The sequence below is a fragment of the Cyclobacterium lianum genome, from assembly GCF_900143075.1.
In the GTDB taxonomy this organism is placed as follows: Bacteria; Bacteroidota; Bacteroidia; order Cytophagales; family Cyclobacteriaceae; genus Cyclobacterium; species Cyclobacterium lianum.
Genome location: NZ_FRCY01000011.1, coordinates 149,482 through 159,746 on the forward strand (window position 1 = coordinate 149,482; position 10,265 = coordinate 159,746).

At 42.6% G+C, this 10,265-nt stretch carries 11 protein-coding genes and 1 tRNA gene; 6 read left to right on the plus strand and 6 right to left on the minus strand.

The genetic code is table 11. From position 1 onward, the window contains the following. Window positions 1-122: 122 nt before the first annotated feature. The 3 genes from BUB19_RS17040 to BUB19_RS17050 form a co-directional block, all read right to left on the minus strand. Complete coding sequence (locus tag BUB19_RS17040; protein ID WP_073095997.1) at window positions 123-2,648, minus strand: ATP-dependent Clp protease ATP-binding subunit; 2,526 nt, start codon at window positions 2,646-2,648, stop codon at window positions 123-125. An 84-nt stretch (window positions 2,649-2,732) separates the two neighbouring features. Then, complete coding sequence (locus BUB19_RS17045) at window positions 2,733-3,368, minus strand: WbqC family protein (RefSeq protein ID WP_073095999.1); 636 nt, start codon at window positions 3,366-3,368, stop codon at window positions 2,733-2,735. A gap of 63 nt (window positions 3,369-3,431) precedes the next feature. Continuing rightward, complete coding sequence (locus tag BUB19_RS17050; protein WP_073096001.1) at window positions 3,432-4,061, minus strand: L-threonylcarbamoyladenylate synthase; 630 nt, start codon at window positions 4,059-4,061, stop codon at window positions 3,432-3,434. A gap of 214 nt (window positions 4,062-4,275) precedes the next feature. Here BUB19_RS17050 and mltG point away from each other — a divergent pair, with 214 nt between their 5' ends. The 5 genes from mltG (at window position 4,276) to BUB19_RS17080 (ending at window position 7,670) form a co-directional block, all read left to right on the plus strand. Then, window positions 4,276-5,322 carry an endolytic transglycosylase MltG gene (mltG, locus tag BUB19_RS17055; protein WP_073096003.1) on the plus strand — a complete coding sequence of 349 codons (1,047 nt, stop codon included), beginning with the start codon at window positions 4,276-4,278 and terminating at the stop codon, window positions 5,320-5,322. Further along, window positions 5,322-5,750, plus strand: coding sequence for an acyl-CoA thioesterase (locus tag BUB19_RS17060; protein WP_073096005.1), 429 nt, complete (start codon window positions 5,322-5,324; stop codon window positions 5,748-5,750). The genes mltG and BUB19_RS17060 overlap by 1 nt, the downstream gene beginning before the upstream one ends. 23 nt (window positions 5,751-5,773) lie before the next feature. Further along, window positions 5,774-6,697, plus strand: coding sequence for a YihY/virulence factor BrkB family protein (locus tag BUB19_RS17065; RefSeq protein WP_245802885.1), 924 nt, complete (start codon window positions 5,774-5,776; stop codon window positions 6,695-6,697). Window positions 6,698-6,832: 135 nt separating this feature from the next. Beyond that, window positions 6,833-6,917 (plus strand) — tRNA-Ser (locus tag BUB19_RS17070). A 522-nt stretch (window positions 6,918-7,439) separates the two neighbouring features. Further along, entirely contained in the window at window positions 7,440-7,670 is a 231-nt protein-coding gene (locus tag BUB19_RS17080) for a hypothetical protein (RefSeq protein ID WP_073096008.1), read from the plus strand. 52 nt (window positions 7,671-7,722) lie between these two features. Here BUB19_RS17080 and BUB19_RS17085 read toward each other — a convergent pair whose 3' ends face one another. After that, entirely contained in the window at window positions 7,723-7,962 is a 240-nt protein-coding gene (locus BUB19_RS17085; RefSeq protein ID WP_084097406.1) for a hypothetical protein, read from the minus strand. A 371-nt stretch (window positions 7,963-8,333) separates the two neighbouring features. Here BUB19_RS17085 and BUB19_RS17090 point away from each other — a divergent pair, with 371 nt between their 5' ends. Beyond that, complete coding sequence (locus tag BUB19_RS17090) at window positions 8,334-9,407, plus strand: BF3164 family lipoprotein (RefSeq protein WP_073096010.1); 1,074 nt, start codon at window positions 8,334-8,336, stop codon at window positions 9,405-9,407. Window positions 9,408-9,613: 206 nt separating this feature from the next. Here the strand turns inward: BUB19_RS17090 and BUB19_RS24225 are convergent, their stop codons facing one another. Further along, window positions 9,614-9,751 (minus strand): hypothetical protein, encoded by a 138-nt coding sequence (locus tag BUB19_RS24225; RefSeq protein WP_178371520.1) that lies wholly within the window; start codon window positions 9,749-9,751, stop codon window positions 9,614-9,616. 203 nt (window positions 9,752-9,954) lie between these two features. Beyond that, on the minus strand, window positions 9,955-10,265 hold a 311-nt coding region (locus tag BUB19_RS24785), incomplete at its 5' end, for a transposase (protein ID WP_394333874.1).

The window sequence follows — 10,265 nt, forward strand, 5'->3', positions numbered from 1 at the left end:
CTTTGCTGTCCGGAGCAAATGCCAGACAGCTACTGTATACCGAAAACAAATATTATTCCGTAAAATGGAAAAAGGAGGCATTACTGCCTCCCCTTTTTTAATCTCTCATAAAAGAATTATGATTAATCCGCCTTCTCCTTTCGGGTCACACGGATATCCAGCGCATCTCCGCTGCCCGGATAATCAGCAATGATCACATCACCGTCCGAAAGCTCACCCTTCAGTATCTCTTCCGCAAGGGCATCTTCCAGGTATTTCTGGATCGCCCGATTCAGCGGCCTGGCTCCATACTGCTTGTCATATCCCTTTTCAGAAAGGAAATCTTTAGCTTCATTAGTCAGCTCGATCACGTAACCCAAATCGGTAATTCGCGCGAATAATTTTTTCAGGTTGATGTCGATGATCTGATGGATATGCTCCTTAGACAGGGAGTTAAATATCACCACATCGTCCAGTCTATTTAGAAACTCAGGGCTGAAGGCTTTTTTCAGCGCATTTTGGATGGTAGATTTCATCACCTCATCCATATTTTCTTCCTTGGCTTTGGAGGCGAATCCTATGCCCGCACCGAAATCCTTGAGATCCCTGACACCAATATTGGACGTCATGATGATGATGGTATTTCTGAAGTCAACCCTGCGGCCGAGACCATCTGTGAGCACACCGTCATCCAGTACCTGCAAGAGTATATTGAATACATCCGGATGTGCTTTTTCTATCTCATCCAACAATACTACTGAGTAGGGCTTTCTCCTCACTTTTTCCGTCAACTGACCGCCTTCCTCATACCCCACGTAGCCGGGAGGTGCTCCTACAAGGCGGGAGACTGAGAATTTCTCCATGTATTCAGACATGTCAATCCTGATCAGAGAATCTTCCTTATCAAAAAGGTATATGGCCAGCATTTTGGCCAACTCTGTTTTACCAACACCCGTGGGCCCCAGGAAAACAAAGGAACCTATAGGCTTTTTGGGGTCTTTTAACCCTACCCTGGTCCGCTGTATTGCCTTGGTTAGCTTCTTGATTGCCTCATCCTGGCCTACTACTTTACCCTTAAGCTCTTCGCCCATGTTCAGCAACTTGGCGCCTTCATTCTGGGCAATTCTCCTTGCCGGTATACCGGTCATCATGGCGATTACTTCTGCCACATTATCTTCCTCTACGGTATATCTTCTCGTCTTGCTGTCCTCTTCCCATTTGGCTTTGGCATTTTCAAGTTGTTCGAGCAGTTTCTTTTCCTTATCTCTCAATTGGGCAGCTTCCTCGTATTTCTGGCTTTTGACCACACGGTTTTTCTCTACCTTGATCTTTTCTACCTCTTCTTCCAGCTTAAGGATATTCTCAGGTACATGTATGTTGTTGATGTGCACCCTCGCTCCGGCCTCGTCCAGGATATCTATGGCCTTGTCGGGCAGAAACCGGTCAGAAATGTACCTGTCAGAAAGGTTGACACAGGCCTGAATCGCTTCCGGTGTATAATTCACATTATGATGGTCTTCATACTTGTCTTTGATATTTTCAAGGATTTGTACCGTCTCCTCAGGAGAGGTAGCATCCACCATCACCATCTGAAACCTTCTCGCAAGTGCCCCATCTTTCTCAATATACTGCCTGTATTCATCCAGGGTAGTGGCACCAATACATTGGATTTCTCCCCGTGCAAGGGCCGGTTTAAACATATTGGAAGCATCCAGTGATCCGCTGGCCCCACCGGCACCAACAATGGTATGGAGCTCATCAATGAAGAGGATAACATTGGGCGACTTTTCCAATTCGTTCATCACCGCCTTCATGCGTTCTTCAAACTGCCCGCGGTATTTGGTTCCGGCCACCAACGAAGCCAGATCCAGGGTCACCACACGTTTGTTAAATAACACTCTGGAAACTTTCTTCTGGATAATTCTCAGGGCAAGGCCCTCAGCGATGGCTGTCTTACCTACCCCGGGCTCTCCGATAAGAATGGGATTATTTTTCTTTCTTCTGGAAAGAATCTGAGCCACCCGCTCAATTTCTTTTTCTCTGCCGATGATCGGATCCAGCTTGTCCTCTTCTGCCATGCGGGTCAGATCTCTGCCGAAGTTATCCAGCACCGGTGTTCTGGATTTCTCCGTCCCGCTTTTGGATGTTCCGGAAGAGCTTCCGGATGATCCGAATAGTTTTGAACCCTCCTCGTCGGAATCGTCAGCCTCCGTGCCGGAGCGTGGAGACTGGTCGGTCTGAAACTCTAACATTTCTTTGACAGAATCATAGGTAGCATCAAACTTTTGCAAAATCTGAGTAGCAATATTGTCCTCATCTCTCAAAATAGAAAGCAACAAGTGTTCTGTACCAATCAACTGGCTTTTAAATATTTTCGCTTCCAGATAGGTAATCTTCAGCACTTTCTCTGACTGTCTGGTCAGAGGTATGTTGGCCAGGTTCTTCACATTGTGGTTTGCGGTGCCTTTTACTGCCCGTTCCACAGAATTTCTCAATTCATCCAAAGGAACGCCTAGCTTTTTAAGAATGGAAACAGCCACCCCCTCACCTTCTCGGATCATTCCTAACAAGAGGTGTTCTGTACCGATGTAATCATGACCCAGACGCAACGCTTCTTCGCGGCTGAGGGAGATCACCTCTTTAACTCTGTTTGAAAATTTTGCTTCCATTATATCCTTTGTTATGGTATTATTTCGAATATTTGATTAATGTTATCAAATTTGGTTTAAAAACACAATACTTTTACATATTGTTCAATTACTTTTTTCTGATCGGTTTAAAATGGTTTCTGCCATAGGTCCTTCACAGAAAAGCAAATCTACAATGGACAAGTTAGGAACAAAGTTTGCGCCAAATATTTGCTGATATTCATGAGGATAGTAAATTTTATCCCTGTCCATCAGTCTTTTGGGATGAATCAAGCCCCTGATGTCCTTCGACGCTTCATTCTTATCATATTTTTCACAAACCCGCAATCTGACATCCCAGCCCAGAGATTTAAGACAAACTGTCAGTAATTCCCGATTGAGGTCTATAAGGAACGCCTGCTTTTGTAAATATACGTGCTCCAGGTCAGAATAAAAATACTCAAAGAACGGCGCTTTTCCGTAGGCACTCTGAATGCCTCTCAGGTGCACATTCAACCATTTTTGCTGATAATCTATTTTCAACTCTTTGATTTGCAGTCTTTTTCTGATTCCAAACACCGGCACGCTCAAAACTTCCTTTTTGTTTGCCAGTAAGACTTCAGCCTTATTGGCATATGATTGTCGTATAACTGGCTCGGATGCAGGAATCACTATCTCTTTGCATGCTTTTATGGCGACAAAATACGACAATGGTGGCAAATAGAGTGAATCAGAAATCACCGCCGGAAAGGTACTGTTCATATTCTTCCGTTTGCGGAAAGTTAGTCCCGATAAATTCTTCTGGCAAATGAAAAACAGATTTCTTCAAATGATTTCGTTGATTTCTCCCAGCCCCTCTCTCAAGACTTCTATCTGATCGGCTGTACAGTCTACGACCGTGGAGGCTACATTGTTGCCATATCCCCCGTCAATTACGACATCCACCAGATCTTTAAATTTCTCATAGATCAGTTCGGGATCTGTACTGTATTCGATCACGTCATCTTCGTCTCTGATGGATGTTGTGAGAATAGGCTGGCCCAGCTCCTTTACCAACGTACGTGGTATATTGTGGTCAGGAACCCGGATTCCTACTGTCTTTTTCTTGCTGTTCAGCATTTTGGGCACCTTGTTATTGGCATCCAGAATAAAGGTAAATGGACCCGGCAAGGCTTTCTTCATCATTTTAAATACCGGCGTACTCAGCGCCCTGGTGTATTCAGAAATATTGCTAAGGTCATAGCAGATAAACGAAAAATTCTGCTTTTTGGGTTTAACTCCCTTGATCAAACTTATTCTTTCTATGGCTTTCTGGTTAAAAATATCACAACCCATCCCATAAATGGTATCCGTGGGATAGATGATCACACCTCCTTGCTTCAAGACCTCAACTACCTGCTGTATCCTTCTTGGATCAGGATTTTCGGGGTATATTTTGATAAATGCCGCAGCCATATTCAAATTTAAGCGAAGATGTTTTTTTTAGAATAACTATTTTTAAATTAAATCATTTAATCGACAAAAAGAAAGCGGCATCTCTTTTTTCAGCCGATTTTATTTTTTCTTAAAAACCAAGTACCTGATTAAATAGTATATTTGTGCAGCGGTGAGGGTTTGCGCAGAGGGCCGCAGATTGAAAAATCAAGAGATTGAAATGAAATAAAAACAAATGTTGACAGATAAAAAAAAGAAATATTTACTGGTAGGACTGGTGGCGTTTTCCGTATTGCTCACCTCTCTGAGCTTTTATTTTTATCAGGCTTTTTTCTCTCCCAACACCTTGGTAGACCGGGAGGAGCCTGAGGTCCTCGACATCTACACGGGCAGCACTTTCCAGCAAGTATTGGACAGTTTGATCGCCAGAGATATCATCAATGAGGTGGTAACTTTCAGTTTTGTCGCCAAGGTCATGAAATACCAGGATGCGGTCAAGCCCGGACGCTACACCATACAGCCAAAAATGTCTAACCGGGAGTTGGTGGCTCTGCTCCGTTCGGGGCGACAAAGTCCGGTCAATATTACGTTTAACAATATCCGACTACCAGAAGAGCTGGCAGAAAAAATAACGGACAATCTTGAAATGGATGCAGGCTCCTTTCTGGCCCTGCTGGAAGACGAGGCGTTTACAGAGAAATATGGCTTTGATTCCACCAACATCATGGCGATGTTTATTCCCAATACCTATGAGGTATACTGGAACCTTGGTCCCATCGACCTGTTTGACAGGATGCACCGGGAATACGAAAAATTCTGGACTACGGAACGGATTGAAAAGGCCGAAAAGCTACAAATGGATCCGATGGAAGTAGCCACGCTGGCATCTATCGTACAGGCTGAAACAAACAAAGCCGACGAACGCCCGCTGGTAGCCGGCGTGTATATCAACCGGCTGGAAAGAAATATCCCGCTACAGGCCGACCCTACCTTACTGTATGCCCTGGGGGACTTCAGCATCCGTAGGGTGCTGAACGTACACAAAGAAGTGGAAAGCCCCTACAATACTTACAAGTATGCGGGTCTCCCTCCCGGCCCCATTAATTTGCCGGAAATCAGCTCCCTGGATGCAGTGTTGAATCATACCGATCACAATTACCTGTATTTTTGTGCCAAGGCAGATTTTTCGGGTTACCATGCTTTTGCCACCAATCTCCGGGACCACATGATCAATGCCCGGAAATATCAGAATGCTTTAAACGCCTCAAAGATTTACAGATAATGTTTACACACGAACACCAGCTCCGGGTAAGGTATGCAGAAACAGATCAGATGGGGTATGTGTACTATGGCAATTACGCAGCATACTATGAAGTGGCCAGAGTGGAAGCACTGCGCAATATTGGATTTTCCTATAAGGAAATGGAGGCAAACGGTATCATGATGCCGGTACTGGAAAACCACAGCCGGTTTTTGCTTCCGGGAAAATACGATGAATTGCTGACCATCAGAGTAATTCTCAAAGATATGCCCGGTGTACGCATTCGGTTTCACTATGAGATCTATTCTGAAGACGGTGAACTAATACATACGGGAGAGACCCTGCTTACCTTTCTGAAAACAGACAACCACAAGCCCTGCAGGCCTCCCCAGAAGTTTATGGCACTTATCCGTCCGTATTTTGAACCATCAGCCAAGGCGTCAATGTGAAAACCCGGATCAATCGTCTTAAAGTGAGGTTACACGAGCAGGCCTTGCGTTTAAAGCCCATTCACTTCGGTAACCCCGATCAAAACCTGTATGATGTGGGGAAAATTTTTCTGCACCATATACAAAAAGACGATGTGTTCGAAAGGGCCAGCGCCATGGCTTTTAACTTCACAGTGGCCATGTTTCCCTTGTTGCTGTTTTTATTAAATACGATTCCTTTCATACAATTTTTTATCCCGGAGGTAACCACGGCAAATATCCTGATATTTGTACGTGATATATTGCCCGACAACATCTATAATGAAGCAGCGCCTACGATCATGGATATCGTCAGTAAGCCGAGGCAAAGCTTGTTGTCTCTGGGTTTTTTTCTGGCTCTTTACCTTTCTACCAATGGAGTAATTTCCATGATGAATGCTTTTAATGCCGTATACAGGACGCGGGAAAACCGCGGTTTTCTCCGTACACGTCTGGTAGCGGTCAGTATTGTAGTGGTTTTGGTCCTGAGTATATGCGGGGCGGTATTGGTGATGCTGGTCGGCAGCAACCTGCTGTACCGTTTTTCTGAATTTGAATTTGTGAGCAACTCCATATACTATTATTCTCTGGCTTCATTTCGATTCTTTGTGCTCTTGTTGCTCTTCATCATCGCAACAGCCTATATATTTCGGTTTGCACCTGCGGTCCATGACAAGTGGAAGTTTTTCTCTACGGGATCCGTGGTTGCCGGCACACTGATTACCCTGGGGTTTTTTCTTTTCACCTTTTACCTGAACAATTTCTCTACCTATAACAAACTGTATGGGTCAATCGGCACGATGATAGCGGTGATGCTATGGTTATGGATCACTTCGATATTGGTTTTGGTAGGGTTTGAGATCAATGTGAGTCTGGATAAGGCCCGAGACAGGAAAGCACGCAAAAAGCAGCTGATTCAGAAACAATAAATTATACCACATCAAATATTTTTAGGGCGATTAGATTTGAATTAATTGGAAATAGGTCTACCTTTGCAGACCGAAACACATAAATAATGGACTTCAGTAGCAGTGATTTATTTTTCGCCGTTACTGAAAGGAAAAAGAGGAGTGGCAGAGTGGTCGATTGCGGCGGTCTTGAAAACCGTTGAACCGCGAGGTTCCGGGGGTTCGAATCCCTCCTCCTCTGCTGGATGAAATCCTAACTAATTGTAAATCAATAGGTTAGGGTTTTATTTTTTTAATCAGGGGCGAATTCAGGGGCGAAATATCGGGTTTTTTGTCCTGTTCGTATAAGATGATTAAGGTATTAAACTTTTTTTTGATCGTATGTGATTTTCCTAAAATAGGTATTTGCTGTAGTTTGCATCCTCTCCCCTGTCCATTTCGATCTCCAAAATGAATATTCCTCTCGTTTACAAATGGGTAAAATGGCGTTTGACCCATCCTCGCCCCCCGGTCCCCTGGAGGGGAAGGCCACGTACAGAGACATTGGGTGTAAAAAAAGGTTTATTGGAAATGAGTCTTTTTCAATTAGCAAAAAACTAGATTTCCTAATTTGCCACTCCCGTCTTTACCTGCCTAAAACACGAATTAGAACCTACTTCAAACCATTGACTTTTAATATTTTAACAAGCTTTTTTTCACCTAAAAAACTTTCATTCTACGTCAAAAATTAGTAACTTAAGGAATCGTTTTAAACAGCAAAACTATGGGATTCCTGATTAAACTTTTCGTCGTCTCCTTTATTTGCGTGGTAGCCATGTTCGGTGCTTTGGGCAGCGAAAACGAATGGCCGGGTCTGATAGTGGCCATTACGGTGTGGGTTTGGTTTATCTATTCCCTATCTAAACCCAACGAATACAATTCCGACAGAAAGATCAGGGAACTGGAGCGCAGAAACGAGGAGCTTATGAGGAAACTGGAACAAAGAGGTCGCTAATAATCGGGTCCAGTAATATTTTTCTTTCAACACCCCAAAAGCGGCAATACCATCAAAGGTCCAGTTTCAAGCCTGCCATTTCCAATTCCTTGATATGCATACCGGCAAGGATCAAGTCGTCTCCTTCGATGGCTTGCAGGATTTTTTTAATCAGCTCATTTAACTTTTTACCTTTTTCCAACCTTTCAAATGGAAAGGGATCCAGGTTCTGGTCTATCAGCTGGTTGATCTTCCTATCTATCTGGGCTTGCTTGTTTTTTAATTGCATTACGATCAGGGAGATATATTTCACTGTTTATTATATTAACATGTTTGGGTTAATAATTTAAACGAAATATTGTAAATCCCTGACTATTTATTGAGAAATCCTATATTTACCTTTTTTCACCTGCAACCATTTTCCACTATGGATTACTAATATCGGACTAGATACTTTTGCATAGAGTGGCCGAATAGGATCTAGGTCGACCGAGGAGGTTAGCTAGTCCTATCCGGGAAGACGGAATGCATGGGTGTCCTTGGGGAGGGGAAAAGTGTTTGGGTTTTTGTAGGAACGGACAAAATTCAAACTTTTTTCCCCGGGGAAATTGAGGCTGTGACCGAAAATTTAAGTTTTGGTAAATAATCCCAGTCATTTTTGGCAGAATTAAACTATCTTTAAGAATGAACAAATTTATTCTAGTCCTTTTTCTTTTTGCACTAGGTTCTTGTCAAAAGAACCCTGAGGAAGATAACTACAGAATTATTAAGGAGGAGGATTTCGAAATAATTTCCATTACTTCAGAAAAGTATTATTTCGAGGAAATCATCAATCCTTCTAATATTGGTTTAGTTGGTAGAAAAGTTCTGATTTCTGAAGCATGGAGAGTTCCAGAGGAACATCCTCGAATTCATATTATCGATTCTAAGAATTGGACTTATGATAAACCAAAGGGAAAATTTGGAGAAGGTCCTTTAGAGGTGATTGATGCCAGCTTGTTTTTTAAAGGAAAAAATGCGGATACTTTTTGGGCCTATTCGATGAACAGGAGGAAATTAGTTGAATATTCGATGTCAGATTCTACACTTCTAGGTAAAAGTGAATGGAAAATGACGGAGCCTATGATGGATCTTTGGTTTTTTACCCAGGCTACTGACAGTAGTTATCTGGGAATATCGAGAGAGGATAAAAATCGGATTTTGGAATTTGATAAAGCTGGAAATAAAATCGGAGGGTATGGAAATTGGGAGAAGGTAAAGGATCAACCTGATCTTAATGATTACCAACTGTCGGAATTAAACAGCAGTTTTTTTAAAGGTAACTCAGATGAAGGTCTTTTTATTAGAGTTGGACTTAGAAGGGATAGACTTGAAATTTTCGACAATCGAGACAAATCGTTTATGATCATAGATGGACCTGATATGGAATTGCCCCCGTTTGAACTAGTTGGAGCTGATGGCAAGGAGCATTTGTACCTTGGTCCAGATCCTCGTTACCACTACAGAGACGCTGTTGTCACTGAAAAATATATTTTTGCATTATATGCAGGTGTAAGACATTCTGAATTTAACAAAACAGCGATTATGGCGGAGCAGATTTGGGTTTTTGATCATAAGGGAAAGCCTCGTTGGAAGTTAATGCTGGATAGATCAATCATCAATTTTGTAGTGAATGAAGAATCCAATGAAATCTATGGACTGACTACTGACGAAGATCCTGGAATTGCGGTTTATAATATTCCAAAGGAGTTGTTGTAGAATATGAAAATATTTATAAACTGAAACATCTTTAAAAGGTGATGAAAAAATAAGCCAATGACTTAAGCTTTTTATATTACCGGTCAGAGTTTTGCTACTTTACCGCTTTTCATGCCCTGCAAGCTTTCCCCAAACGTAATTACAATTCTCATTTGTCTCAGTGCCAGGAAACAAAAAAAAGCCTGTTAAGGCTTTTTATCACGTTTTCAATCTTCTAGCTTTTCCCCTTTCGGAGCAACTTCCTTTTTGCTGATATAGGCCGTATGGTTTTTTCCATATTGGTCCTGCTCTTTGAGGGCAGCGACTTCAAATACCAGGTATTCTTTGCCGCCGTAGTCGACCATGTGGTCTTTGGAAAATGCGATATTTTTGATCTGCCGCAGCCACCCTTGGCGGGTGGACCACTACGACCATCTTTGCAACAATAACTATTTACAGTATATTATTATTCCTTATTCGCGTTTAAAACAAATTTAGGCAATGTGGCACCGAAATTTAAAAACAACTAACTAATTAGGGTCTGCTGAAAAACTCAAAAAAGACCAGTTTATAAAACCAGGCCAGATAGCTCTCTGGGCTGGTTTTGTATTTTCTGGATCTCCAGAATCTGCCTTATGGCGTTTCTGAGCATGTTTTTTAAATCTTTCCACGCTGAAAAACTCAGACATGGGAGTGCCATCCCGGCCAATTTGACCAGGTTGAGCACTAGGATAATTGAAGCGATCCACGATTGGCTGGTGTTTTTGAGCCTTGCCCTGATCCGGTTCATTCCGTATCCGTTTTTTGCCTGACCAAACTTGCCTTCTATCGGGTTCCTTTCCCCAGGTCTTACGTGGTTTTCCACTGCCTTGGCCGAAG

Coding starts and splice junctions, on each gene's coding strand:
- BUB19_RS17045 (WP_073095999.1), bottom strand. CDS start 3,368: ATGAACAGTACCTTTCCGGCGGTGATTTCTGATTCACTCTATTTGCCA.
- BUB19_RS17090 (WP_073096010.1), top strand. CDS start 8,334: ATGAACAAATTTATTCTAGTCCTTTTTCTTTTTGCACTAGGTTCTTGT.
- BUB19_RS17050 (WP_073096001.1), bottom strand. CDS start 4,061: ATGGCTGCGGCATTTATCAAAATATACCCCGAAAATCCTGATCCAAGA.
- mltG (WP_073096003.1), top strand. CDS start 4,276: ATGTTGACAGATAAAAAAAAGAAATATTTACTGGTAGGACTGGTGGCG.
- BUB19_RS24225 (WP_178371520.1), bottom strand. CDS start 9,751: ATGGTCGACTACGGCGGCAAAGAATACCTGGTATTTGAAGTCGCTGCC.
- BUB19_RS17060 (WP_073096005.1), top strand. CDS start 5,322: ATGTTTACACACGAACACCAGCTCCGGGTAAGGTATGCAGAAACAGAT.
- BUB19_RS17080 (WP_073096008.1), top strand. CDS start 7,440: ATGGGATTCCTGATTAAACTTTTCGTCGTCTCCTTTATTTGCGTGGTA.
- BUB19_RS17040 (WP_073095997.1), bottom strand. CDS start 2,648: ATGGAAGCAAAATTTTCAAACAGAGTTAAAGAGGTGATCTCCCTCAGC.